Origin of the sequence: Methylobacterium sp. J-077, assembly GCF_022829365.1 — a bacterium.
Taxonomy (GTDB): domain Bacteria; phylum Pseudomonadota; class Alphaproteobacteria; order Rhizobiales; family Beijerinckiaceae; genus Methylobacterium.
The window spans coordinates 1-24,571 of sequence record NZ_JAKSYJ010000114.1; the positions used below are offsets into that span (position 1 = coordinate 1).

The window sequence follows — 24,571 nt, forward strand, 5'->3', positions numbered from 1 at the left end:
ACGACTTCTCGCCGGTGTGCCACCGCAACCACCTGGTGATGCCGGACGGGCGCTATTGCGGCCTGGCGCCGGTGCCGGTGTGCCGGGACTGCCTGGCCGCGGACGCGGACGGCTACGAGGAGCCGGACCCGGCGGAGCGCCGGGCCGCATTCGGGCGGTTTTTGGCCGGTGCGGCGCGAGTGTTCGCGCCGTCGGCCGACACGGCGGGCCGGATCGGGGCGGTGTATCCGGATCTGGCGATCACGGTGCGGCCGCATGTCGAGCACGACCGGCGCGTGCGATCCACCGCCCTGCGCAGACCGGGCCGCGTGCGCCGGGTCGCCGTGCTGGGTGGAATCAGCATGCCCGAAGGTGGCCTTCTGCTCCAGGCCCTGGCCGCAGACGCGCTGAAAAGGAATCTACCGCTGCGGTTTGCGATCGTAGGCTTCTCCGATCCGACACTCACGGATGGCCTGAGGCGGGCCGGCGTCACCGAGACGGGCCGCTACTCTACCGACGACCCGACGCTCGATCGGGTCGCCCGGGCGGCCCTGCAGATCGCCGAGACCGGGCAACACTGGGCGGACGATGAGATCCTCGACCTCCTGCCGATGGCTTCCGCCGACTTAATCCTGCTACCGGCGATCTGGCCGGAGACTTATTCGTATACCCTGACCCTGGCTCTGCGAACCGACATGCCGGTGGTGGCCTTCGACCTCGGCGACCAGGGCGACCGGCTGCGCGCCCATCCGAAAGGCCACGTCCTGCCCTACGCTCTCGCCAGACATCCAGGGACACTGAACGACCAACTGATGGCGATCGACATCTCGGTCGGCGGGCCGATCTCCGCGCCCGCTCAAGCGGCCGAATATGAGGACCTGATGGGCGACTACTACGCCCTCGACAACGTAAGGCAGGTCCCTTCGGCACATCCGAACAACGCACTTTAGCCCAGTTTTTCGACGAAGCAGGCGGAGAAACGCAGAGGCCACCCCGATGTCCGCTCTCCTCACGGCTCAAACACAGAAGAGCCCGGTCGAGTCCTATCTGCACGTCCTGCACGCTCTGATTCTGCGCGACATGCGCACGCGTTTTGGAGCGTCGATTTGGGGCTATGCCGTGGTGGTTCTATGGCCCTGCGTCCACGTCTTCATGTTGATCTCGATCTACACATTCCAGAAGTTGGCTGCGCCCCTTGGCGATAGCAGGCCGCTATTTTTCGCTACGGGCGCGGTCCCCGTCCTGGTTTTTCAATATATCTCCCGGGAAGTGATGAAATCCGTCATCATGAATCGCCCGTTGACGTACTATCCTCAAGTTAAGCTTTTTGATTTAGTTTTCTCCCGCATACTGGTCGAAATTGTTACCGGATTTCTGGCTCTGCTTGTCGTTACCTCAGTATTAGTTGTCTTGGGTACAAACCCTATCCCAGCAAATCCGATCGCTGCTGTTTCTGGCTACGTGGCCGCGATCATTTTAGGGATTGGCGTCGGGACAATCAATGTCGCGATCATAGGGTTTTTTCCCGGATGGATGATCGGCTATGCGCTTTTTAGTATTATCATGTATGTGTCGAGCGGAGTCATGTTTCTGCCAAGCTTCATGCCTGATAAGGTCTATTATTGGATGAAATTTAATCCGGCCCTGCAATGCGCGGAATGGGTACGGTCAGCCTACTATCCATATGCCGGCATTCAAGTGGATTATTTATACGTCATTATGTTTGGCCTGACTTCAGCAAGCATCGGCCTTCTGCTCATCAAGCACGTAGTTAGCAAACTTAATTCTTGATTGACCGAGAGATCATGCAAATCGGAGCTCGAATTATTTCAGATCGAAAGCATGAGTGCAAAGCATCTCAGGTGCTTCTGCGGTCAAACGCATTTCGCATGGGCGATCAGTCCGACCGCACGCTTCGGACATCAGGGGGCAAGTGCCTCCGAAAGGACGCGGATCATCGTCCTCAAATCTATCTTGCCGGACGGAACGCTATGGCAAATCGCTGGACCGGCAGGACAGTCGCTGATCTGGCCCGGTCCAAAAGATCGGTTAGGTCAAATTAGACCTCACCATACCGATAATCACGCGGCTATCTGTGGCGTGAAGTGGGCGGGAGCACTATTGGTCTTACTTATCTAGCCTTTCGCCTGTGTCCCTGCGGACGACCCCACCACCGATCAGCCGCTTGAACGGGCTGGCCTTGCCGCCCGGAAGTGAGCGGCGATGCGCATCCGTGATACCTGTATGTCGGTCGCGTACTCGGCGTAGCCGCGCGATCACTCCGACGTCGACCACCGTCTTGGCCGCATGACAGGGCTTGCATAGCACCTGACAATTTTCGAGCGACGCGTCCTCCGTCAATGCTGCTGGCACGATGTGGTCGTAGTGGAACCGCCCGACTTGCAGGGCGCACGGACAGTGGCTGCCGTCGGTCAGCACACCCTCACACCGACCCTCCGCTCGGGCGAGGGCCGCGCGCAGCACCGCTTTGCTGAATTCCCGGCGGGGCATCACACCCCTCCTGCGCCGGCGGTCGCGATCAGTCCACTCAGGTCTGTCGCGATCGCCGCGCGTTCAGATCCGGTCTCGGCCAGCCGGTAGGCGTGCAGCTCGCACGCCCCGCGTGTTGCGCAAGCGGCGAGCCACCCGAGAAAACCGGGATCGCCGGCTTGGCAGACGCGAACAGCGACAATCGAAGCCTGTCCCTGCTCGTTGCGGCGCACTGCCAAGACGACCGCAGGATCTTCAGCGACGAGATCAACGGTGTCGAGCGGCTGGACCACAACGACATAGCGTCGGCCCGAGTGCCCCCGCCAAGCGCTCATGGCGAGGACAGGGGCGCCACGGAGGCCCGCGCTCGTGCGTAAGCGCTCCTCACGGATCGTCGAGCGTGCCGCTCGGTCTGACTTTAGCTCGCGCAGTGCGGCTGCCCAGGAGATGCTGCGGTTTGACATGGCCGCCCTCACGCCGAGAAGGAGGAGGGCGGTGCCAAGTACCGGTTCGATACCCAGCAGCAGCGCGGACTCAGGGTTCGGCAACCGAGCGGTGATACGGGGCGGGGGCGGGGGAAATCGGGGATATGCATGGCACCCATCGAGTTCGCGGCAGGATCGGCCCCGCCACTGCCCCGACCCCGCACGCGGCCCAGTAGGCCTGCAGGGTAATGCCATCCATTGAATGTCTCGGTCCGGTCGCGGACAGCGTACCTCAGTCGGCCGGAATGATGGCACTCATGTTGGTCACCATTCTGCCGTTGAGCTACAGGTTGCCATACCGGTCATCCGTCTCCTGGTGTGGAGCGGCAATGAATAAGCGCACTCAGTCTGAGGCTCAGATCTGATTACTGCGAAGGCCTCAGCGATGTCCGATAGCGCCGCAGCACCGGTTAGCCGCCCCCTTTGCGTGCAGCCAGATATGCATGACAGTCTGACATTTCTCATGATGTTTTCTCATTCTGCATCGTAGAAGCTGGCTGCTTCGTGGCACGATGAGTAGCGCTCCATTCGACCGAGCAGTCCAGTCGAATATGACCGCCGCGATAAGGAATATTCCAGCGGCGATCTGATCGGCCTTATCGACCCAAAATAATCCGCACTTAGGTCCTGCCTCTCACCGAAACCGCTTGCTCAGTCCAGACGACCACCATCAATCGATCAATTCCGATCGGCTTCAATCGAGCCAGGGTGCGGCGCGAGAGTTACAAGCCCCGGCATGGGCACACCCCCCATTTCTCTGTCCAACGGCAGCGTTCACGAGAGCCGACCGCAGAATTCGCCGGCGTAACCTTGGACCGTCAGGGTCAGCCCACCGCCAGGTACGGCCAACCTTCCCGCGTCCAGATGCAGGAAATGTCCGCGCCCCATTTCTGATCAGGCCGAGCTGCCGTGAAGTCCTGATCGAGGCGGTTGCGCGGGACCGGGGAGGCGTGGCCGCTGTCCGTCGCGCGCCGGGGGCGACGCGGTTGCGCGGGAACGACTAGGACCGCGAGGCTGAGGCACCCCAGACCGGGCTGCCCGAGGTGGCGCTAGGGGCACTAGCTCGGCGCTGGAGCGGGAGAGATGACGCAGTCTCTGCAGCCGAGATTGCCATACTGAGTGTTATTGCAGGGCGAGAATGAGGTTCCGGACAGCTCCGCAAAACATACGTAAAAACCTTATTCTCAGCCCTCGAATCAGATTTTTATGGGCCAATCAACGATACAGGCTGTGGATTGCTCTGATTAACCGTATTTTTGGTTTGTATCCGCAATGATTATAACTTCTGGTCTGAGATCAATAGGAATTGAAACGAGATACAGCAATGAAATACGTAGGTATATGCTCTTGCTTTGCAATAGCGCTTAGTTCCTGCAGTCCCGCTTCGGCCGGGAATGGAAATGCTCTCGCCGGCGGGTGGAACGGCGAGATATCTGGAAGTGCGCTACGCTTGGCCCCTGCGACCGCACCGGCGACCCATGGTAGCCCATCCTCTGCACCAGCCTTTGTCAGTGGAAGCTCTGGCGGATCCCTCTTCGATTTTGGCTTTGGAGGCAGCTCAAGTCATAGCTCAGGGGGCGCGCCTTCACCTGAGGTCAACGCCATGCTCGGCTTGATGCTGGCCGGCAGCACTGTGGCCTTCCTGCGCCGTAGGAAGAGCGGCAAAGCCAAGTCAGCAGCGTGATGAGCCTGGCGTGGTCGAAGTTCTCACACGGTGCGCGTCCGCCAGCCTGATCGGAAGGGCACGCGCGCTAACCTCGTTCCTTCCCGTCCACACCGCCAGTTGGTCTCTGCTGGTGTTCTCGGCTGGTACTGTCCTATCGGCCGTGCTGCAGCGGCACCTGCTCGAAGAGACACAGACCACCCAGCATCTGGTCGAGTTCAACGTCGGCGAGGCGTTCGGGCTCGCCGCGATCCTGTCGCTGATGCTCTCTGGCCCGCATAAGATCCCGACGCTGGCTGGGTCCGATATCGCCGTCCTGCTGCTCTCCGCGCTGGCGTGGTTCGTGCCGGAGCAGCACGGCGTCTACCTCGCCATGACGCTCGCCGGATCGTGGTTTCTCCTGAAGAGTCGCTCCCACCCGCGGCTGGCCGGCATCGGCCAGATCTGGTTGGCTCTGTCTGTCTACGAACTCTGGGGCAAGCTCCTCTTCAAGATCGCCTACCAGGCGATCGAGGTCATCGAAGTGGGCATGATCTACAGGGTTGGACGCCTGTTCTACACCGATCTCGGTGTCGAGGGGGCGAGCCTGAGCGTTCGGCCGGATTGGTCGATCGTGATCCTCGAGGGGTGCTCGTCCTTTCACAACCTCTCTCTGACGGTGCTGATCTGGCTGTCCATCCTGAAGATCGCCGAGCAGCCGGCTAGCCAGACGGCGTTCCGCGCGCTGGGAATGAGCGCCTGCCTGGTCGTCGCGATCAACCTAACGCGCATCTTGCTGATGGTGCCGTCGCGCGAGACCTTCATCTTCTGGCATGACGGCGCAGGATCGTCCGTGGTGGCGCTAGCCTCCGTGCTGGCAGCCATCGCCCCTATCCTACTGGGCGCGGAGAGGCGCACATGCCCGCTCAGCCCGCGAACCTGACGCCCTGGGCACGCAGCGGCCTGGCCCTCCTGTGCCTTCTCATGGCTGTCTCGGTCGGGGTGCGGATCTACGCATACCGGCAACAGTCGGTGAGCGGCACGGCGGTCCGGGAAGCTGCCGGCGCCCCCGTGGATCTCGGCAAGGGCGTCCTGTTACCGCGCTCGGTCGCTCAGCATCGCAGCGTGCAGGTCAGCTCATGCCGAGAGCCGGCGTCTGTCGAGTTCGTGCAGGCCAGCCCCTACGGGTCCGACCCGTCGCTCCTGGGCGTACCTCGCCCTAACGATCACGTCTTCTACGTTTATCGCGGCTGGAACCTCGGCAGCCGCTTCGCCACGGCCAGCCTCAACGCGATCTACTTCACCCGTCGGGCCTATGCCCGACTGGCGATGCAGAAGCTCCCCGCGACGGACGACATGGCCGTCAAGATCATCGTGCCAGCGGACTGCGATGCCTCACCCGACGACGTGCTGGCGGCGTTGAGGCGTGAGGCGCGTTCCTCGGATTGATCGGGCTCGGGCGATCGGCTTCTGCGCCTCGCCCCACACTGGCGCGCCACCGATGAGCCGTCGGCAAACCGGAGCGGCTGCGCCGAGACTGCGTCAACGGTGATCATGGGAGAGCCCCCGCGCTGAGGCGGCCGCGGGAACGTCGTCGCGGCTGCCGATGCGGTGCTCATCGATTTGCTGGAACGTGCCTGCCGCTGTATCCGTCAGGTCCCGATGCGCATGTCAGCGCGCTCTCGCGCATCATCCTCAGCGGCCGGGATCCCCATCAGTACGCGCGAAGGATGGGTATGCACGATCCGAACGTTTTTCGGCGCCCAGGTGCGCCCCAGGCAAACAGCGTAGATCCAGCGATCCCATAGATTTTTGTTTTGATTGTTGAGCGATCTTTGCCTTTCTTTAGCCTTAGCGTTAAATTTCCTAGTCTCTTCAGCCTTTTCGTCGCTATTTATATCAGAACTGATTCCCCGATTGTCTCGCCGAGGCTGTGCATGCTGTGCGACAGCCGGAAATGAAAAATCACAGATCAGAAGCGAAATCAGTATCACAGTGCGCATCAGATGCTCCAAGAGCCTCGTTGGCACCCCCTTGTTGACGCTGTGACGAAGCTGGAAACTGAGAATTTTCAAGCGATACGAAAATAACGGCGCGAAATCACCATTCGCCAATGGGGCGCTGTAGCAGGTGAGAAGCTACGACCTGCGCTTCGCTGCGCCAAAGCTTCTACATCTCGCCAAGCGCCAACTCGCTATCAACGGGTGATCGTCGCCATGCTGCAGGCCAAGGAATCGGATGCCATCGCCCAAGTGCGGGCTCTGGCGTGCTATTGTCGTACGAGCTTCGGTTCCGGCTTAGCGGTTCGCACGAGGCCCTGGATCCCCCGCAGAGGACGACCCGCCGTCTCGGCGATCTCAGCCTCATGCTGCTGGATGAGATTGCAGGCCGGCTGATCGCCATCCAGGCCGCTAAACCCTCCATCAGCATACGCCGGTTCGAGGCCGGGCTGCCATCCTCGGAGACGACGACGAACAGGACGGAGCCTCGCTCTTGCGGGAGTGACTTTATGCGCTCGGCCATGTCGGGCTGATATCCGTCCGAGCCCACGCGGTTAGGTCACTCCGTGGGCTGAACCAACAAACTGAATGGGCGCTGCCGCGGTTTGAGAGAAAGAATATCCCCGTCACGATGACAGGTTGGATTGAGGGCCAGCGGGCATTCCCGGCTCAAGCTCTTGGCCCAGACATCAGTGGTAACATCATGTGGCGGGCGATGGTTTGTTGCTCAGGGCGGCGATGCTTTTGACCATCGGCGTGTTTGCACATACGATTAAGGCGGCTGCCAAGCATTACGCGACACAGATGCTCGCTCCAATGGACTCCGCCCAAAATTTAACCGAATCAAATTTATCAGCTCATCATTGTCTTGCGGACGAACACCGCGGCGGCAAATAAGACAGCAGATCCCGCGGCGACCAGGCTTATCATCAGAGCACGCCGGGGTTCCGTGGCAGAATTTGCCTTTACCGGCGCGGTGATCATATTAAAAAACTGAGGCTGCCGAGCGACCAAAATGCGTGCCCGGTCATAGGCCTTCCGAACCTCTTCGGCGTACTTGATCGCCCCCTTCCGTTCGTGTTCGAGAGCCTCGAACTGCGTCAGCGCGCTGGCGAGCTGACGTTTCTGGTTCGGATCCTGCCCCGTGGCTTGCCGCTCGATCCGAGCGATGTTGTCGTCGAGATCCCTGATCTGCTGCTTGATATCGATGATCCGGCGGGATTCAGGTCCGAGATCCCGCTGGCCGATCGAGAGTTGGACGGCCAAGTTGATGCGGGCACCTCGCAACTCTGAGACGAGCTTCAGGTTGGCCTCGTTCGATTTTTCAGCGTCGAGCAGACCTTCGCGATTGCGCAGATCAGTCTGGGCGATTTCCAGCTTGGCGACGCGATCCTGAGCGATCTTCAGCTCGCGCGTGCTCTCGACCAAGGCATCCTCACGCGCCGGCATGCTGAGGTTGCCCAGCATCCGCTCGGCATCGTTCAGGATCGCTTGCGTGATCGCCAGCGACTCGTCTGGATCGAAGGCCTCCACCGTGAGCCCCATGATGCCCGAGGCCGACTCGACATCGATGGACACCCGCCGCTTCCAGTAGCGAAGGGCTTTCTCGATCGGCTCTTCAGGATCGAGGCGGGACGCGAAATCGACGCTGTTGCGTCCGAACCACTCGCGGATCGGCATCTGAGCCTCCATCGCCTCCAACATCGGCCGGCTCAGGATGTATTCCTGGGTGATCAGCGTGTCTTGCGCGATCGTCGAACTCACCACGCCGGCATTGGTACCGACAGCATCGGGGGCCGCCTTGTCGGCCGTGCCAATCGAGGGGCGGATGGCGAACTTCACCTCGGTCACGTACCGATCCGAAGCGATGAGGCCATAGTACAGAGCGCCAGCCAGTGTCGGCACTACGAAGCAGACCGCGAACAGGATCAGGATCCAAGGATCGCTCTTGACGTGGCTCTGGTAGGACGTGACGCCCTTCTTACGGTCCCGAAAGCTCGGCACGTTTGGGAACTGGCGCAGGACCTTGGCGATCGCCCTCTGATTCTGAGAGGAGGCGACGGGCTTTCCGCCGACCTTCCGAGCTTCCATATTCATGGACCAGTCCCAGGCGCTGGCGGACCGCGAAGTGTCGAGACTGAACCGGATACCCGGCGGCCTCTGTGCAGTTGCGTGCGTGGGCACTCCCATCAGCTCGCGGCGAAAGCATGTCGGCCACGGCGCTGTCGGATCAGGCTGTCGGCATGCCTCTCCAAGCGCGAGCGGTAAGAGGACGCCACTTCGCGGAACCTCAGCTGCGATCAGCTCAAACACTCCGTATCGAGGCCGATCGAACCGAGACAGCCTCAGGGCGATCAGAGATCGCACCGCCTGAGGCTAAGAACATATCCGACCAAAGGATTGATTTGCCATCGCATAAACACAGGCGAGCAGCTTGGAACGAGTTCGAAACAGACATTTCCGATTCATATAACTGGCTGATAATTGAAAATCTCATCAGCTAATAAAGTCTCGCCGCTATGTTCGCGTCGTGTCTGACCCTATGGGTGGTGGCAGCTCTGCTGCTCATCACCTACCTCTACCTGCACGCCCGCACTTCCACAGCGTGACGCGAAACATTGCGCCCGGACGCCTAGCGCCTGGTCATCGAATGCAGCTGGATGGAACGGCACGCCAAGAGCCGAGCGGAGTTCAAGATGCGCTGGGGCATGGAACTCAGACAGCGGTACAAACTATCCGTCTCCCGCCCCCTCCGGATCATTTTCAGGTTCAGTAGCTTCCAACGCGCGCTGCACGCTGAGTCTCAAGGGATCATGGACGCCGAGATCGTCTCTTGGACCTTTCTCGATCACGCGAGTTTCTCCCCGGCGAGCTACGCGGCCCTGACGCTGCGGTGCCTGAAGGCGATGGGCTGGCGACTCGACCATCAGGACCGGGAGCATTTCGTTCTCCTCCATGATCGCAGGCGCGTCGTCGTCCGGTTTGAGTGGACGGATCGGGACCTCGAATGCCTCGCCGTCCACGAAGTCGCGACGGCGGCCCAGCATAACAGTTGCCAGGCCGCCTGCGTGATCACCAACGGCCGCTTCAGCGGCGCGGCATCCGCCATGGCGGCAGAATTCGGCGTGGTCGCGCTGCACTGCTCGCAGCTGGACCTCCTGACGCCGCAACGCGCACCTGCGCCGATGATCCGACCGACGTCGAGGTCTGATTTACCTCTCGCGGCCTGATCGCGGGTCTGCCAGAATCTGCGCGGGGCAGGGCGGCCGGTGAGATCGGCCATTCCGCCGTCATTCGGCGGCGAGACACCGGTGCGCCTCGCACCGCCGCTTCGCGTCGGGTGCTCGGTGACACCACCCGATACGGTTCGCTGACCTCGCTCTGGCAGGCAACGCCAAGAAGGTTATGCGTAGCCGCACCTACCGTATCGGCCGGTCAGCACGATCAAGCGCACGCTATGGGCTGGCGGCGCGACCGCAGATGGTCGATGCCTCGTACAGATTTTCACAAGACTTGCCCTCTACGATGGCCCGATTCAGACGGCGGTGGGCCAGGTCAGCGCGCCCTCTCGAAGGCGCGCCTTCGCCTCGAGAGTTCATGCCTTATTCCGGCTTTCCGCCCGTCCTCCTCGTTGACGATGTGCCGATGATCATCGAGGTCGTGCGTGCCGTGCTCAGTCAGCTTGGCTTTCGCGACATCGATGCGGCGTCCGATGGCACGGCGGCCCTCCAGTACCTGCGGCAGCGCCGCTACGGCCTAGTGCTGTCCGACTGGAACATGCTGCCGATGACCGGGTACGAGCTGTTGCGCCACGTGCGCACCGATCCGTCTTTGCGGGAGACGCCGTTCGTGATGATGACGACGCAGGCGCAGGCCGATTGCTTCCCAGCCGCGCGCCGGGCTGGCGTGAACGCCTGCTTGATCAAGCCGTTCACGCCCTCGAAGCTGCGTGAGACGATTATCGCGGTGTGTGGCAATGCTCGACCGGATGGTACGGTTTAGGCACACTGATCTGCAGCTCGACACGAGCCTCATCGCAGCCTTCGTTGACTCGCCCCCCCTGGATCCTGCCAGCGACACGGCTCGAAGCCCGAACGCCAGCAGAGTAGTGTACTACCCTCTCTTGCGAGGAACACGCCGGCCACACGTGAACAGGGCGAACACGGCGGCCGTCGCGCTCGCGAACGGGAGCCGGTGTGTGCTCGACCGTCGCGATAGGCCGGAAAAGGGCAACGTCGGCGGAAACGGGCGGCCCGCTCTCTCTGACCTCAGGCGTCAGTGGTTTCCTTGGCCTTGCGCGGCCGACCCGCGCGCTTTGGCTTCTCTGAGACGGCTGCCGCGGGTGCAGCGGTCTTCGGGGCGACTTTCTTGCGCTGCTGACCGAGGCCGAGGCTCTTGGCGAGCGCCGAGCGCTGCTCGGAGTAGCTGGCGGCCGTAGACGGGTAGTCGCGCGGCAGCCCGTAGCGCTCCCGGTACTGCTCGATCGTCATGCCGTTGCCGGTGAGGTGGCGCTTCAGCGTCTTGTACGGCTTGCCGTCGATGAAGCTGATCAGCGCGTCGGGGGTGATCGATTTCCGGATCTGCGACGGGGTCAGCCTCTCGACCGTTGGAGCCTCGGGTGCGCTGCCGTGGCCGAGCCCTGCCAGCGCAGCGTGCGTGTTGGCGATTAAGTTCGCAATCTCGCTCGGCTGCAGGTGATTATTCGAGACGTAGGCGGACACGAGGCCCGCCGTCAGCTCGATAAAATCGGTCGGTCCACGCTCGATCGTTTCCACGTTTTCGTCCACGAAATGCACCTACGTTCGAAGAAATCTGACACTGTGACGAGGGCGGATAGAAATCAATACAATTTCGGATGAATCACAAGTTATTGTGGGTGCGCAAGGTAGAGTCAATGTGCCGCCCCGATACCGGGAGTGCAGCTTAATTTCTCCCCGATCACGTTGTTGCGTTTTTCAAACGCGCCAAGCATCGGGCCGACAATCTAGAGTGGCGCCAACAGATAACCACAGCAGCTGAAACGAAAGGCCAACCGCGGATCGCTTGGCCGATCGACGACGGCGCCGCCCAGCTAGCGACCTACACCAGCGTGCTGGCCGACATCTTCCCCGTGAAGGGGCTCGTCGGCACGGGGCCCGATCGCCCGAGAGCGCACCTATCGGTCTAGTTTGACCGTGGAGATCCCGTAGCGAGGGCGTCGATCCATCATCAGCCGCCGGTGGGGTCAGTGCACCACCCTGCTGACGGCGGCACCAAACGATGCGAGCCCCTCCCTCTCGACGACCTCCATGAAGGCGCGGTAGGCGTCCTGCTCGGTCGCGAAACACCCCCGCCACTCGGTTGTACCGCTGGACATGTGGACGACGGCCAGCTGCCACGGATCTTGCGTACCCGCGAACCGATACATCTCCACGTCGACCGTCTCACCGTCGCGGGTGAACGAACCCGATAGGACGGAGTGCTCGAAGTCGCGATCCTCGTCTCCCAAGTCGGCTCCATCAGGGTCGCTTAACATCACTGAGGAACTGGCTCATGTGCACCACGACATCATCGCCGTTGCCCCCCGCCTCCGTGTCCCCTGGGGCCCCTTCAGCTTGGTCGGCGCGCTTGGCGATTTCCGTCAGAACCAGTTCCACCGACGGTGGCCACGCCACGCCCTTGTCCTGGAGCACCTGGGTGGCCTGGACGAGCATATAGAATTGCTTCGGCTGGATCGTCGTACCAGCGACGTGCTGGTCGAGAATGCGGTCAGCCAGCGCTGTCGCCAACCCAGCGACCTCGGCCAGCTTGTCGGGTGGCGCATCGGCGTCCGTCACATCAAAAAGCCCTTCGTGCGTTCGACATGACGCCTCGGTCTGGCTCTCTCAGGCGCTTCGCGCTGCCGCCAGCACGCCCGGCCGCCTTGTCTAATCGTAAGCGGTCGATCCCAGTGCATATCCACAGCGCCGCGTCCCGCTCCAATTTGCGCAGCGTCCTCCCGCTGACAAGTCAATTACGGCCCACGTAGATCAACGCGCGGAATAAGCGCATCCATCGCCGCGCGGCCGCATCCGTTCCCATCCATGTAACGGCTCTGACGGCCACCAGATGCAGCTCGCGATATATCCATCAAGATGATCACATCTGCCAAAGCAGATCCTCATCGATCTCATGATTTTCTCCCGTGAGGGGAGGCTGTGGCCATGACGATCATCGCCTCGATCAACGGGGTCAGCCTCGTGCGCGCTACGGAGATCGTTCAATCGGCGCGCGCTGATGCCACGCTCGAGCGCCGTCACGAACCTTACGCGGTCTCGATCGATTGAGATTGGGGGACAAAACCGCGGGGATAGACGGTTCCTAACTGGACAGCGCCATATCGTGGACATTCGCGTCCAACCCCAGTCAGTTTTTACTGTCAAATTTGCAATGAAAATTATTGCGCTACCGAGGCAAATCTACAATTAAATCTACAGCGTCCTCAAACTGCATGGGCTTACCGTAAAGATAGCCTTGGCCATACACACATCCCATTCTATCAAGCGCCTGGGCTTGTTCCGGCCGCTCGATGCCCTCCGCAACGACTGGCAGTCCCAGCTCGTCAGCGAGCCGAACAATCATCTGTATAATCTTGAAGCTTTTTGGATCGTCCAGCATCGATCTGACGAAGCCGCGATCGATTTTGATAGCCGTAGCAGGCAGCGTACTCAAATAATTCAACGATGAATATCCCGTCCCAAAGTCGTCGATAGCGACTCCAAATCCGTATTCACGGAGCTTGCAAAGGGTCGCGATTGAACGATCAGGGTCTTTTATCAGACCGCTCTCTGTGACCTCAAACCGTAGTGAGCTGGCTTCAAATCTTCCCTCCCGAACGAATTTCTCGAGCAATTCGAGAAACCCACCCTCAAAAAGATCTTGCGCCGCAATATTTAAGTTCAAAAAAAGCTTTTCGCGCCCAGTACCATCGGGCCTATTTACAACGGGCAACTGAGGAATCAGCTCGGCGACCATCCTCAAGGCGGCCAGCGTTAGTCGAGATATCAGCCCCGACGATTCTGCAACTGGGATGAACTCCGAAGGCGGGAGCAGGCCTCTTTCCGGATGCTGCCATCGCATCAGCGCTTCGAACCCGACGGTATATCCCGTATCGAGGCTCACGATCGGCTGGAAGACCATGAAGAACTCCGCCCGATCTATGCCCGACTGAATTTCCTGCTCGAGCCGCAACATTTCGATGGCTTCGCGGAAGTATGGGGATGGGTTGTGTGTGTCAGGGGGAGGCGGGCAGGCCGATCGTCCGCTCGCCCCCTCGAGCCGCGCAACCGTTGCCCGGTAGCGCTCAAGCACGACGCTCAAGCACATGCGGAGGATGGGGTCCGTCCCAGAAATTCGCCGCGCCAGTTGTTCTCGCGTGATGACGATTAAGACGCTGTCCGCGAGCGCCCGAACGGTGGCCGAGCGTTTTCCTCCATCGAGGATCGCCATCTCGCCGACGACCTCGCCTGGCCCGCGACACGCCAACACGAGATCGCCGTCCGAGCGCGTCGCAAAAATCTCCAGGCGCCCCTCCTCGATGAGGTAGGCGGCATCGCCCGAATCCCCCTCTCTGAAAAGAGTGACACCGGCGCAGAGGTGCACGCGATGCAATGACGGCGGCGACACGACGGGCACGATGACTCGCGGCTAGAGATCGACCAACCTAGTGCACTGATGCCGACGGACGCACCAAGGGCACAGAACTAACCAACTGCATTATATTAATAATTCTGGATGCGCCATGCACCATTTGAGAGCGTCAGTGCACTAGGGCGAAGAAAGCCTCACAGAAACCCCTAAAGGAACCATCCTACGGCGCGATCCGAGGACGCCTTGTTGAGGATCGATGCAGATGCCCGCAGCGCGAGGACGGCTATAGCATTCGATTGCTTTCACACGCAGGCGCGATTTGCAAAATCCAGTCGGGCTCGTCGGTGAGGCAGATCTGCATGTTCGGGCGGGCGCCCCTCAGCGGATTATCGCGCATGTCTAGCAAACCTAAATGTCGCCCGAGCATTGACGCGCCGTCTGCCAGACGGAAGGCATGCCGTTAAGAACCGGTAACGGGCTCGCCCCGACACGGCGGTGAGCGATGCGGTTAGAGCGCTACCATCAATAACGACAGGACGATATTTGTAGCCTGATGCAGGAATTGATCGAAGCCGATCAACCACCAGAACCGCACGTCCGTGATCGAGAACTGAAATCGATGTGCGCAGAGCGTCTTGCCGCGATCGATCAGCCAGTGGACGGTCAAATCGATCCCGCTCAACCACCATAAGCTTGGTCGAAATATCGCCACGATCGCCAAGGTGCCGAGGGCGTGTACCCCGGCATGAGCGGCGAGCGGGGGTCCCCAGCCACGCAGCCGCTCCTTACCACGCGCCATCCATTCGGTTTGGACCAAGAAGTCCGCGATGAAATGCTTGGCCGCCATCGCGGTCAGGAGGGCGCCCATCGTCAGCACGGAGCCGTCGGTCTCAAACAGTCGCACAGCTTGGCGCCCCGGGGGATGGAGGCGCAAAGCTATGTACGAAGGTGGTCAAGAAGCGCCTAACCGCCGAGGAATCGACGCGGACGCGCTCACACGATGTGAAGATCGCCAGCATGCGCCGTCAGCGCCTGCTTCGTGACATTCAGAAGGGTGAGGCTGTCACCCAGTGGGTCGGTGATGACGACGCCGCCGATGCCATCGTGGGCCGCCGCCAAGACGGCGCTGACGGAGTTGAACACGGCGTGGTCGAACTGAAGGACGTCCTTGCCGACGTCGAAGCCGTGGACGGTATCATGCCCGAATTGTCCGCGGAACACGAAGGTGTCGGGCCCTGCACCGCCGGTCATGACATCATCACCGGGCCCACCGATCAGCGCTGTTGGCCCATTGCCCGCGGTGAGGTGATCGGCGCCGTTGCCGCCGTCGAGAACCGTCGGACCGTTCGATCCGGACGAGATTTGGCCGGTCCCGTCATTGATCCCAGTCGCATTTACGTAAGTCATGCTCGGATCACCGACGGTAATCGTCAGGCTCGCGCTCGAACTTCGCCCCTGCTGGTCGGTGACGAAGTAGTTGAAAACGTCCTGTGCGACGGTGCCTGACGGCAGCGCGCCGGTATACGCGTGGTAACTATAGCTGCCATCGCCAGACAGCGTCAGGATGCCGTAATCGCCCACCAGGGGAACGGCGAGGGGACCGATCACTGGGACCGCTAGCCCGGTGTTGACGCTGGCGACGGCGATCACGTTCAGGCTTGCACTCGAGCCGTAGCCCGTGTCGTTGGCGAGCACACCGTGCTGCGCATCCACCGTGATGGCTCCCCCCTTGGCGACACCGCTGATGTCGTCCAGGGCGAACGGAGCCGGCGATACGGTCGCCGCTGCCCCCGCCAAGTGGATGACGACGTCCTGTGTGGCGACGCCACCATGGTGGTCGTCGACCCCGATTGACGAGGTCACACTGGCCGTCTGGCCGGCGCCGAGGAAGGTGAACGCCGCGTCCGCGAGATCGTAGCTCCAGGCGATAGAGCCCGCGTTCGTGCTACCGCCGGACGCTCCGATCGTGAAGGCATGCTCTAACACCGCGGTTTGCGCGGTGGTGAGGTTCAGGGTGTGGCCCGAGGCATCGAGCACGCTGATCGTCTGCGCGACGACCCAGGCCGTCGGACGATCCGTGAGATCGGGGTCGGTGAAGTGCAGGCTGCCCGCGGCGTGCTCGACACCCGATCCCACGGGGGTCGGCAAGCTCAAGGTCGCTCCGGGCGTCGCCCCCCCGTCGAACACCGGGGCATCGTTCACCCCGGTCACGGTCAGGGCGAGCGTGGCCGTGGCGGTGTGGCCGCTCAGGTCTCGCGCCGTGTAGGTGAAGCTGTCGATCCCGGTCCCGCCCGCGGGCAACGCGGCGGCGTGATCGGCGCTGTAGCTGTAGCTGCCGTCGCCGTGCACGGTCAGGTCGCCGTACTGGCCGGCGAGCGTCAGCGGACCGGATACCATCGCCACGCTCGCCCCACCGACGGGACCGGCGGAGGCGACCGAGGCCCCCGGGACGTTGGCCAGAAGGCCGTGGGCGGGATCGGCGTTCAACCGCGCGGTGGCGATCACCGCGCCCGCGGCGTCGGCCACGGAGAGCGGATGGTCGGGGGTCGGCACCGTTGATCCGGAGCCGACACCGACGGCCGTCCCGATCCCGGCCGACACGGAGCCTGTCACGCTTGGATCGGAGGGCTCCACAGCCGCGCCAACGACCGGGGTACTGAGATCTGCCGAGCTCGCAACCGTTTGTGCAGATGGTGTCCGCTCGGAAGGGGCTGTGTGCGGCTCAGATGCTGGGCTCTGTATCTCCGGACGTACCTGCACGCTCGCTTGCGGCTCCGAGACCGCAAGCGTCGCTGGCGCTGGGGCGGGGATTGCCGCCGCGATCGGCTCGACTTGGGAGGACGCAACCGCGCCACCCCCTAAGCTCGAAGCACCGGATTGCACAGACGAATGGGTTTCCGTGGCTGGCTGCGTCGGTATCTGGACGGCGGCGCCCGTCGAATGTAGCGCGGCCTCTTGCACCGTAGCGAGGCTCGTGGGGACGGTGACGTCCTGAGCCCTCGCGCCCTGCGCCTCTGTGGAGGCGAGAAGCGGCGTTCCCGTCGTAGGCTCGGCCTGGGCATGGTCACCGGGCGATCCCTGCTGTGTGGGCGCGGCCGGGAGCGGTATTATCGTCGGGGGTGCGACGAGGTTCGGGGGACTCGACGACCCCGCCGCCGGTGCGTGGGTCTGCGGCGGGGTTGAGGTCGGGCTCGGCGCGGTGACGAGGGGGGTCTGGACCCCGCTCGCGACGGTCGCGAAGACGCTCTTCAGAAACCCGGACTCGTGATCGGTCTCGACCGCGGTCTTCGCGACGCTGTTGATCGCGATCTGACCCTGCCCGTTCGGGGTCACGGTGGTGACCGTGGCGGGATCCGACACGGTAAACAGGACATGATTGGGATCGTCGCGGTCGAACACGTCGTAGCGTCCGGTATGTCCGTCCGGCTCGGTCATGACCGAGAACTTGACCGCTCCGTGATCGCTCGCGATCTCGACGTGCACCGCCGTCCCGCGAATGCCCATGGTGGCGGACGGGGTGACGACCTTCATGTCGCCCGACTTCGCGGTCTGACCGGCGACGAAGGTGATGATGCCTTGGACGAGGCTGAACAGGGCGCTGTTCCCGGCCGCCCCGGGCTGGAAGTTCATGCCATCGACGACCATCCGGGATTCGCCGTCGAGGTTGAACGCGGTCCCGTCGACGAAGGTGAGCCCGAGCTTGCCGCCGTCATCCGTCCGGACCACATCGCCTTTGAAGATCGGGTCGCCCGGGTGCAGCACCACCGTGACGCCGTTGCGCAGCGCCGAGGCGCCGCCGCTGGCACTCTCGACCCGGCCGATCGCCCTCGGTGCCTCCGGGGCGTTCTCGCCGACCACCCGAGCCTCCTGGGCGCCGACGAGGGAGGCGATCAGCGCGTCCGGAAGCAGAGCGCCGTCGGGCGAGCGCAACACGGGATGGGTGGTAGCGTCGAAGTAGTCGTGGATCACGACGCGGTGGTGTGCGTCCGACACGACGAGATCCGATTGGACACGCGCATAGCGCCCCTGAAACAGGAGCTCGGCATCGACCACGATGTCCGAACCGCTGCCACCCGGGTGTTCGACGACGCTGACCAGACCGAAGGCTCCGGACGATCGGGAGAGATCGGTCGGATCGTGTGTCGGCAGCATCGACGCCTCTGGAATTTGGCGACGGGACTCGTCGCCGTGTGTCACTCTGCCTGGCGCTGCTTAAGGATCCGGTGATGGCGCCGGCGAATCTCGAGGCGGCCCTTCCGGATCCCGGCGCGATTCAGGCGGCCCGGTTCAAGACCACGTCACTCTCGCCGGCGTCCAACCGGCCGGCATGGAACGCCGCCAAGGGGTCCTGGGGATCGTCGGCGTGCACCCGGCGCATCTGGTCGGATGCGCCGGGATCCCGGCGTACGAGCGCCGCGAATGCCGCATCGTACCGATCGAAATGGGCGGTATTCGCGCCGGTCGGGGCGACCACGGTATAGATCTCGGTCGCCACAGCCTTGCCTTTCAAGACGATCCCGCCGACCGCGCGGAAGCGCATGCCGGTGACCGTACCGGTTCGCTCGACGGTCGCCTGCGAGACGCAGATCGACGTGCCGAAGCGCTTGTTGATCGCTTCCAGCCGTGCCGCGGTGTTGATGGCATCCCCGTGGGCCGTGTAGTCGAAACGCCGCGCGCCGCCGAAATTACCCACGACCGCCGGGCCGGTGTTCACGCCGATCCGCGTCACGCCGAAGCCGCTCGTGTGCTGCGCGGCGAAGCCCCGCGCGAACGCATCGATCTCGAGGGCACAGGCGACCGCCCGGGACGCGTGGTCGGGTTGATCGAGCGGCGCGTTGAACATCACGTGGACGGCGTCGCCCACGATCTTGTCGATCGTGCCGCCGTGACGAAAGGCGACGGCGCACACACCGTCGAGATACGCGTTCAAGGCTTTGACCAGTTCGGACGGCTCGGAGCGCTCGGTAAAACTCGTGAACCCTTCGACGTCGGTGAACAGGAACGTCATCTCCCGCTCTTCCCCACCCAGTCGGAGCCCGGATGGGTCGCGCGCCAGGGTCTCCACGAGGTCGGGGGACAAATATTGTTTGAAGGCCGTCCGCAACGCGCGCGCCTCACGCTCCGCGACGTAGTGACGGGTGAGGGCGGCGGCCACGAAGGCTAGGGGGGGCAAACCCAGCAACAGACTGGCATCGATGAGCACGCCGCATCGATACGCGGCCCAGGCGGAGCTGGCCGCTCCCAGGACCACGGCGGCGAGGAGGCCGATGGACCAGCGCAGGCGCGCGACCGCGACGAGGCCTGCCGCCGCCAAGGCGCCAGCGACCGCGAGGACCGTCTCGATCGACCCCGCCCAGTACGGGCGAACCAGGATGTCCCCGCGCAGGATCTGCTCGATGGCGCCCGCGTGGATGTTCACCCCCGGCTCGAAGCCGTCGAACGGCGTCGCGCGCCGATCGACCAGGCCGAGGGCGCTCGCCCCGACCAGGACGATCCGCCCGGCGACCCGCTGGCGCAATGTCTCCCACCTCGTTGAATCGCGCCTTGCTGCGAGTACCTCCGCGGCCGACACGCTCGAGCGCTCGCCCCGCTCGGAGAAGCGCAGTCGCATCGAGCCGTCGGCTTCCAACGGGATCCTCCGGCCCGCGAATTCGAGATCATAGCCGACGATCGCCCCGGTCATGCCGGCGGATCGCACGCCCCTCAACAGGACCGGGGTCGATGGCGAATGGGCGAGGCGAAGGACGGACAACACCAGCGAGGGTATCGGCGCATCCTCCAGCTTGAGGACGAGCGGCATGCGCCGGATGATCTCGTCGGTCTCCCCGGCGACCATGAAGCTCCCTTGATCGGCGGCGGCCAGCTCAAGCGCCGGCAGATTCCGGATCGCCCCGTAATAGGGCGGGAGAGCCTCGAGTTGGGCCGCGTCCTGACGGAGGAGGCCACCTGCCTTCGGTCGCCCGGCCCCGTTCGGGTCCCGGATCAGACCGAAGCCGGCGACGACGCGACCGCGGGCGAACACACGCGCGAGAACGTCGTCGTTGTCCGGCAGCGGTCGACCGATCGCGCCGTCGGACCGCACCACGGCGAGACCGAGCCGGGAGGTCCAGTCGGCCGCGAGGCGACGGGGGGAGGTGCGATCGGCCTCCGAGAAGACGATGTCGAGCCCGATCGCACGGGCGTCGATGTCCTGCAGGATCTCGATCAGCTCCGCCACAGTATCGCGCGGCCACGGCCATTGCCCGATCTCAGCCAGCGACGCGTCATCGATGTCGATCACGACGACGTCGTCCCGGCCGCCATCGGAGAGCGGGCGACCGGCCCCCCGCTGGAGTGTGTCGAAGGCCAACGCCTGCAACCGGAGAAACGGGGTCGGGTAGGAGGCGCGTGCTCCAAGAACGGCGAACGTCACCGCCAGCGCGGCGAGCACCGGCGACATCCGCCGGATCATGGGCCCTCTCCCCAAGGAGCGGTGAGCTTTAAAAAAGAGTCCTTGCGGCATCCCTGGCACCGTCGATGATAGGGGATCGTTTGGCCCGACCGGCGTGCTCCTTCGCCTGGACGGGTGAGGATCATCGGAAGCGCGCGATCGCCTAGTCCTAGTCCGGGACGATCAGGCGGGCGAGCAGGATCCGTTGCAGGGACCGCACCCCGATGCGCCGATGCTGTGAGCCGGCGACCATCTGTCGAGGATGCTTGTGAGGCTTGGCGGCGCCGGATCTCGCGGTCGCGGCCTCTGCGACGGCTCCGGCACCCGAGCGATCGACCGTCGGTGGGATGCGGACGTGAACGACGGGCAGGCAACCGATGCAGATCGAGCGGATGATCCGCTCAGCTGAAACCTGCTGGCGCGCCTGGAACGCATCCATCCGCGCCTGAGCGGCTCGATTCGCCTCCGTGAGACCTCCGCGCTCGATGGCACTCGCGCACCACCCGACCTCGTTACCGAGGAACGCGGTGAGGGTGAAGACGGCTAGCAACGCCGTCGCTCGTGGCACTGAAATACGGAACATGGAGCCGGCTCATCGCGACAGGACCATATTCCGTCCCTAAACCCGGATTTTCACAACACGGTTAATAGTCCATTGATCTTTGCTACTCACCACCGGAAGGGGTCGACGAGGGTCGTCGGCGGACCGAATTTCGGGGTGGGCCGGTGTCTAAATCGCATGTCGCCTGTGAAGTCTCCGGGGCGCTCAAGCGCTGTCGCGCGGGCTTCCTCGGCGTCGCGTTGCTGAGCGGTCTCATCAATCTGCTCATGCTGACCGGCTCGTTCTTCATGTTGGAAGTCTACGATCGGGTGCTGCCGAGCCGCTCGCTACCCACCCTGGTCGGTCTGATCGCACTCGCGTTGCTCCTCTACGCGTTCCAAGGGGGGTTGGAGATCCTGCGCGGTCGCATCCTGGCCCGCGCCGGCGCGCTGCTCGATGAGACCCTGGGCCAACGCGTCCTCGAACTCATTCTGCGGGCCCCCCTCAGGACGCCACCGGGCGTGGTCCCGTCGGATACGACGACGCTCGGGGAAGGCCTCCTGCCGCTGCGCGATCTCGATACGCTGCGCGCCTTCCTGAGCGGATCAGGTCCCGGCGCCCTGTTCGATCTCCCGTGGATACCGGTGTATCTCGCCGTCTGTTTTCTATTCCATCCTCTGATCGGCGCTGCGGCCTTGGCGATGAGTGCTGTGCTCGCGGCCATCGCCCTGTTGTCGGAACGCGCGACCCGCGGTCCCCTCCAGGCGTCGACCGCTCATGGCGCCGTCCGCCTCGGACTGGCCCAAGCCGGGCGGAGGAACGCCGAAGCCGTGGCCGCGCTCGGAATGCGCGAGCGCCTCGTCGCCCGCTGGTGCCGCGTCAACAGCCGCTACGGGACGACGGTTCTGACGACCACCGACATGACCGCTCTCCTCAGCCACCTGGCTCGGACGCTACGCACGGCGCTTCAATCCGGCGTTCTGGCGATCGGTGCTTGGCTCGTCATCCGCGGGGAGGCGAGCGGCGGGATCATCGTCGCCGCCTCGATCCTCGTTTCACGAGCGCTGGCCCCTGCAGAACTCACGATCGCCAATTGGAAGGGCTTCGTCGGAGCACGCCAAGCCTGGGGACGGCTCGCCGCTGGATTGGCGCGCGTTCCCCCGGAGGCTCTTCCGCACCGTCTGCCCGCCCCCGCGGCCAACCTGTCCGTCGAGGACGTGAGTCTCGTGCTGCCCGGCACCGGGCGCTGTGTGATCCAGGGCGCGACCTTTTCGGTGGGGGCGGGACAGGGCTTGGGGATCATCGGCCCGTCCGCGTCCGGCAAGTCGTCGCTGGCCCGGGCCCTCGTCGGAGTGTGGCCGCCGATGCGCGGCGCAGTCCGTCTCGACGGTGCGAGTTTGGATCAGTGGACGAGCGCGAGCCTGGGGGCCCACCTCGGCTATCTCTCCCAGGAGGTCGAGTTGTTCGCCGGTACGATCGCTGAGAACATCGCTCGGTTCGAGCCTGATGCGCCGCCTGAAGCCGTAGTCGAAGCCGCGCGTTCCGCCGGTGTCCACGAGCTGATCTTACGCCTACCGCGCGGCTACGATACCGCGCTCGGGGAGGGGGGGACGGGTCTGTCGGCCGGACAACGCCAGCGCATCGGCTTGGCGCGGGCGCTCTACCGCGATCCGTTCCTGGTGGTCCTCGATGAACCCAACGCCAATCTCGACGCCGAGGGAGAGCTCTCGCTGACCCGCGCCATCCTCGGGGTGCGCCTGCGCGGCGGTATCTGCATCGTCGTCGCCCATCGCCCCTCGGCGCTGGCCGGCGTCGATATGGTCCTCGCGGTAGCCGACGGACGCGTACGGGCGTTCGGGCCCAAGGATCAGGTGCTCGCGCGCGTCCTGCAACCGGGTCCGGTTCCCGACGAGACAACTCCGCTCCGGGAGGTCGCTTGATGAGCTTAGGATCCGCCCTCGCACCCGAGATCCATCTCGGGGCACCACTCGAACCGGGCTACGCCACCGCTCGCTCGATCCGAGCCCATCTTCTCGTCGGCATCGGCCTGTCGCTGGCTCTCGTCCTGGGGATCGGCGGCTGGGCGTCCGTCACGCAGATCGCCGGCGCGGTGATCGCGCCGGGCCAAGTGGTGGTCGAAACGGATGTGAAGAAGGTCCAGCACCCGACCGGTGGGGTCGTCGGCGCGCTCTATGTCCAGGACGGCACGCACGTGAAGGCCGGCGACGTGCTCGTGCGCCTCGACGAGACGCAGACCCGCGCCAACCTGGATATCGTGCTCAAGGCGTTGGATGAGCTCGCGGTGCGTCGGGCGCGCGACGAAGCCGAGCGCGACGGTGCGACGGCGCTCGCGATCCCGCCCGGCATCGCCACGCGGGCGGCGAGCGAACCTGACGTTACCCATCTGCTCGAGGGTGAGACGCGGTTGTACAGGGCCCGCTTGGCCGGCCGCGAGGGGCAGCGCGCGCAGATGCGGGAGCGCGTCAATCAACTCAGGGAAGAGATCGCCGGGCTGATCGAGCAGGCCGCCGCCAAGACCCGTGAGATCGCGCTTATCAAGGATGAGCTCTCAGGCGTTCGCGATCTCTACGCCAAGAATCTCGTCCCCCTGTCGCGCGTCACGGCACTCGAACGCGATGCGACACGCTTGGAAGGGGAGCGGGGCCAGCTCACGGCCTCCACCGCGTCGGCCCGCGGGCGGATCGCCGAGACGGAGTTGCAGATCCTCCAGATCGACGGCGACATGCGTACCGAGGTCGGCAAGGATCTGGGCGAGATCCGCGCGAAATGGTCGGAACTCGTCGAGAAGCGCGTCGCCGCCGAGGATCTGCTCAAGCGCATCGAGTTGCGAGCACCGCAAGACGGCACCGTGCACCAGATGAGTGTCCACACGGTCGGCGGCTTGGTGACGCCGAGCGAGCCCGCCATGTTGATCGTTCCCGACGCCGATCGGCTGCTGGTCGAAGCCCGCATTCAGCCGTACGACATCGACAGCGTCCACCTCGGTCAGCGGGTCCTGGTCCGGTTTCCGGCGTTCAACGCCCGTACAACCCCAGAGATCGACGGCGAACTCACCCGCGTTTCCGCCGATATCAGCCAGGATGCCAAGACAGGCGCGAGCTTCTACACGGTACGCATCGCCCTCACCGCAGAGGATCTCGCACGTCTCGGCGGGGTGCGCCTCGTACCGGGAATGCCGGCGGAAGCCTACCTTCAGATCGGCGAACGTTCGGCGCTGAGCTATTTGATCAAACCACTCTCGGATCAAATTACAAAGGCATGGCGCGAACGTTAGTGTGACCCTGACCCAGCAAACTGGTCCGCGCGGAGCGCAAGTTTTCCGGACATCCTGAACCTTGAAGGAGCGCGGATGCCATGCCACGCAGACGCTTCACG

General features: G+C 63.5%; 20 protein-coding genes and 2 pseudogenes. 9 read left to right on the plus strand and 13 right to left on the minus strand.

Annotated features, from left to right (window positions below; all coding sequences use genetic code 11):
* Nucleotides 1–929 (plus strand): annotated as a pseudogene (locus tag MKL11_RS11330) (glycosyl transferase); the annotation flags it as partial.
* 46 nt (nucleotides 930–975) lie between these two features.
* Complete coding sequence (locus tag MKL11_RS11335; protein ID WP_243943294.1) at nucleotides 976–1,770, plus strand: ABC transporter permease; 795 nt, start codon at nucleotides 976–978, stop codon at nucleotides 1,768–1,770.
* Nucleotides 1,771–2,106: 336 nt separating this feature from the next.
* On the opposite strand, the gene MKL11_RS11340 is transcribed toward MKL11_RS11335, so the two are convergent.
* The 3 genes and pseudogenes from MKL11_RS11340 to MKL11_RS11350 form a co-directional block, all read right to left on the minus strand.
* Nucleotides 2,107–2,490 carry an HNH endonuclease signature motif containing protein gene (locus MKL11_RS11340; RefSeq protein WP_243943297.1) on the minus strand — a complete coding sequence of 128 codons (384 nt, stop codon included), beginning with the start codon at nucleotides 2,488–2,490 and terminating at the stop codon, nucleotides 2,107–2,109.
* A complete protein-coding gene (locus MKL11_RS11345) occupies nucleotides 2,490–2,762 on the minus strand; it encodes a hypothetical protein (RefSeq protein ID WP_243943299.1) in 273 nt (90 codons plus the stop codon). Before MKL11_RS11345 ends, MKL11_RS11340 begins: the two co-directional genes overlap by 1 nt.
* Nucleotides 2,763–3,784: 1,022 nt before the next feature.
* Nucleotides 3,785–3,943 (minus strand): annotated as a pseudogene (locus MKL11_RS11350) (IS3 family transposase); the annotation flags it as partial.
* A gap of 705 nt (nucleotides 3,944–4,648) precedes the next feature.
* Here MKL11_RS11350 and MKL11_RS11355 point away from each other — a divergent pair.
* Both MKL11_RS11355 and MKL11_RS11360 read left to right on the plus strand, forming a co-directional pair.
* Nucleotides 4,649–5,539: a hypothetical protein gene (locus tag MKL11_RS11355; protein WP_243943301.1), complete on the plus strand. Its 891-nt coding sequence runs from the start codon at nucleotides 4,649–4,651 to the stop codon at nucleotides 5,537–5,539.
* Nucleotides 5,515–6,045, plus strand: a complete 531-nt coding sequence (locus MKL11_RS11360; protein ID WP_243943303.1) for a hypothetical protein — start codon at nucleotides 5,515–5,517, stop codon at nucleotides 6,043–6,045. The genes MKL11_RS11355 and MKL11_RS11360 overlap by 25 nt, the downstream gene beginning before the upstream one ends.
* Nucleotides 6,046–6,248: 203 nt before the next feature.
* Here the strand turns inward: MKL11_RS11360 and MKL11_RS11365 are convergent, their stop codons facing one another.
* Together MKL11_RS11365 and MKL11_RS11375 are read right to left on the minus strand one after the other, a co-directional pair.
* Nucleotides 6,249–6,599, minus strand: a complete 351-nt coding sequence (locus tag MKL11_RS11365) for a hypothetical protein (protein ID WP_243943305.1) — start codon at nucleotides 6,597–6,599, stop codon at nucleotides 6,249–6,251.
* An 849-nt stretch (nucleotides 6,600–7,448) separates the two neighbouring features.
* The gene (locus tag MKL11_RS11375; RefSeq protein WP_243943307.1) at nucleotides 7,449–8,693 is read right to left on the minus strand and encodes a capsule biosynthesis protein; all 1,245 of its coding nucleotides are present in this window, start codon (nucleotides 8,691–8,693) and stop codon (nucleotides 7,449–7,451) included.
* A gap of 716 nt (nucleotides 8,694–9,409) precedes the next feature.
* Here MKL11_RS11375 and MKL11_RS11380 point away from each other — a divergent pair.
* Nucleotides 9,410–9,826: a restriction endonuclease gene (locus MKL11_RS11380; RefSeq protein ID WP_243943308.1), complete on the plus strand. Its 417-nt coding sequence runs from the start codon at nucleotides 9,410–9,412 to the stop codon at nucleotides 9,824–9,826.
* A 367-nt stretch (nucleotides 9,827–10,193) separates the two neighbouring features.
* Entirely contained in the window at nucleotides 10,194–10,598 is a 405-nt protein-coding gene (locus MKL11_RS11385) for a response regulator (protein WP_243943310.1), read from the plus strand.
* A 266-nt stretch (nucleotides 10,599–10,864) separates the two neighbouring features.
* Here MKL11_RS11385 and MKL11_RS11390 read toward each other — a convergent pair whose 3' ends face one another.
* The 3 genes from MKL11_RS11390 to MKL11_RS11400 form a co-directional block, all read right to left on the minus strand.
* Entirely contained in the window at nucleotides 10,865–11,383 is a 519-nt protein-coding gene (locus MKL11_RS11390) for a MucR family transcriptional regulator (protein WP_243943312.1), read from the minus strand.
* Nucleotides 11,384–11,820: 437 nt separating this feature from the next.
* Nucleotides 11,821–12,084 carry a hypothetical protein gene (locus tag MKL11_RS11395; protein WP_243943314.1) on the minus strand — a complete coding sequence of 88 codons (264 nt, stop codon included), beginning with the start codon at nucleotides 12,082–12,084 and terminating at the stop codon, nucleotides 11,821–11,823.
* Between the two features lie 10 nt (nucleotides 12,085–12,094).
* Nucleotides 12,095–12,412, minus strand: a complete 318-nt coding sequence (locus MKL11_RS11400) for a hypothetical protein (RefSeq protein WP_243943316.1) — start codon at nucleotides 12,410–12,412, stop codon at nucleotides 12,095–12,097.
* 366 nt (nucleotides 12,413–12,778) lie between these two features.
* Here MKL11_RS11400 and MKL11_RS33075 point away from each other — a divergent pair, with 366 nt between their 5' ends.
* Nucleotides 12,779–12,901: a hypothetical protein gene (locus MKL11_RS33075; protein WP_279600430.1), complete on the plus strand. Its 123-nt coding sequence runs from the start codon at nucleotides 12,779–12,781 to the stop codon at nucleotides 12,899–12,901.
* A gap of 118 nt (nucleotides 12,902–13,019) precedes the next feature.
* Here the strand turns inward: MKL11_RS33075 and MKL11_RS11405 are convergent, their stop codons facing one another.
* The 5 genes from MKL11_RS11405 to MKL11_RS11425 form a co-directional block, all read right to left on the minus strand.
* Nucleotides 13,020–14,249 carry an EAL domain-containing protein gene (locus MKL11_RS11405; protein ID WP_243943318.1) on the minus strand — a complete coding sequence of 410 codons (1,230 nt, stop codon included), beginning with the start codon at nucleotides 14,247–14,249 and terminating at the stop codon, nucleotides 13,020–13,022.
* 463 nt (nucleotides 14,250–14,712) lie between these two features.
* Entirely contained in the window at nucleotides 14,713–15,072 is a 360-nt protein-coding gene (locus MKL11_RS11410) for a DUF3307 domain-containing protein (protein WP_243943866.1), read from the minus strand.
* A 125-nt stretch (nucleotides 15,073–15,197) separates the two neighbouring features.
* Nucleotides 15,198–17,969, minus strand: a complete 2,772-nt coding sequence (locus tag MKL11_RS11415; RefSeq protein ID WP_243943320.1) for a VCBS domain-containing protein — start codon at nucleotides 17,967–17,969, stop codon at nucleotides 15,198–15,200.
* A gap of 508 nt (nucleotides 17,970–18,477) precedes the next feature.
* A complete protein-coding gene (locus MKL11_RS11420; RefSeq protein WP_243943322.1) occupies nucleotides 18,478–20,655 on the minus strand; it encodes a CHASE2 domain-containing protein in 2,178 nt (725 codons plus the stop codon).
* Between the two features lie 148 nt (nucleotides 20,656–20,803).
* A complete protein-coding gene (locus MKL11_RS11425) occupies nucleotides 20,804–21,217 on the minus strand; it encodes a hypothetical protein (protein ID WP_243943324.1) in 414 nt (137 codons plus the stop codon).
* Nucleotides 21,218–21,360: 143 nt separating this feature from the next.
* Between MKL11_RS11425 and MKL11_RS11430 the strand changes: the two genes are divergently transcribed.
* On the plus strand, nucleotides 21,361–23,115 hold the full coding sequence (locus MKL11_RS11430) for a type I secretion system permease/ATPase (RefSeq protein ID WP_313900745.1): 1,755 nt from the start codon (nucleotides 21,361–21,363) through the stop codon (nucleotides 23,113–23,115).
* Nucleotides 23,115–24,470 carry an HlyD family type I secretion periplasmic adaptor subunit gene (locus tag MKL11_RS11435; protein ID WP_409565845.1) on the plus strand — a complete coding sequence of 452 codons (1,356 nt, stop codon included), beginning with the start codon at nucleotides 23,115–23,117 and terminating at the stop codon, nucleotides 24,468–24,470. The genes MKL11_RS11430 and MKL11_RS11435 overlap by 1 nt, the downstream gene beginning before the upstream one ends.
* The last annotated feature ends 101 nt before the right edge of the window (nucleotides 24,471–24,571 follow it).

What these genes read in the sequence shown, in the direction of transcription:
- MKL11_RS11335 (WP_243943294.1), top strand. Translation starts at nt 976, where the DNA reads ATGTCCGCTCTCCTCACGGCTCAAACACAGAAGAGCCCGGTCGAGTCC.
- MKL11_RS11340 (WP_243943297.1), bottom strand. Translation starts at nt 2,490, where the DNA reads ATGCCCCGCCGGGAATTCAGCAAAGCGGTGCTGCGCGCGGCCCTCGCC.
- MKL11_RS11360 (WP_243943303.1), top strand. Translation starts at nt 5,515, where the DNA reads ATGCCCGCTCAGCCCGCGAACCTGACGCCCTGGGCACGCAGCGGCCTG.
- MKL11_RS11365 (WP_243943305.1), bottom strand. Translation starts at nt 6,599, where the DNA reads ATGCGCACTGTGATACTGATTTCGCTTCTGATCTGTGATTTTTCATTT.
- MKL11_RS11375 (WP_243943307.1), bottom strand. Translation starts at nt 8,693, where the DNA reads ATGAATATGGAAGCTCGGAAGGTCGGCGGAAAGCCCGTCGCCTCCTCT.
- MKL11_RS11380 (WP_243943308.1), top strand. Translation starts at nt 9,410, where the DNA reads ATGGACGCCGAGATCGTCTCTTGGACCTTTCTCGATCACGCGAGTTTC.
- MKL11_RS11385 (WP_243943310.1), top strand. Translation starts at nt 10,194, where the DNA reads ATGCCTTATTCCGGCTTTCCGCCCGTCCTCCTCGTTGACGATGTGCCG.
- MKL11_RS33075 (WP_279600430.1), top strand. Translation starts at nt 12,779, where the DNA reads ATGACGATCATCGCCTCGATCAACGGGGTCAGCCTCGTGCGCGCTACG.
- MKL11_RS11410 (WP_243943866.1), bottom strand. Translation starts at nt 15,072, where the DNA reads ATGGGCGCCCTCCTGACCGCGATGGCGGCCAAGCATTTCATCGCGGAC.
- MKL11_RS11420 (WP_243943322.1), bottom strand. Translation starts at nt 20,655, where the DNA reads ATGATCCGGCGGATGTCGCCGGTGCTCGCCGCGCTGGCGGTGACGTTC.
- MKL11_RS11425 (WP_243943324.1), bottom strand. Translation starts at nt 21,217, where the DNA reads ATGTTCCGTATTTCAGTGCCACGAGCGACGGCGTTGCTAGCCGTCTTC.
- MKL11_RS11435 (WP_409565845.1), top strand. Translation starts at nt 23,115, where the DNA reads ATGAGCTTAGGATCCGCCCTCGCACCCGAGATCCATCTCGGGGCACCA.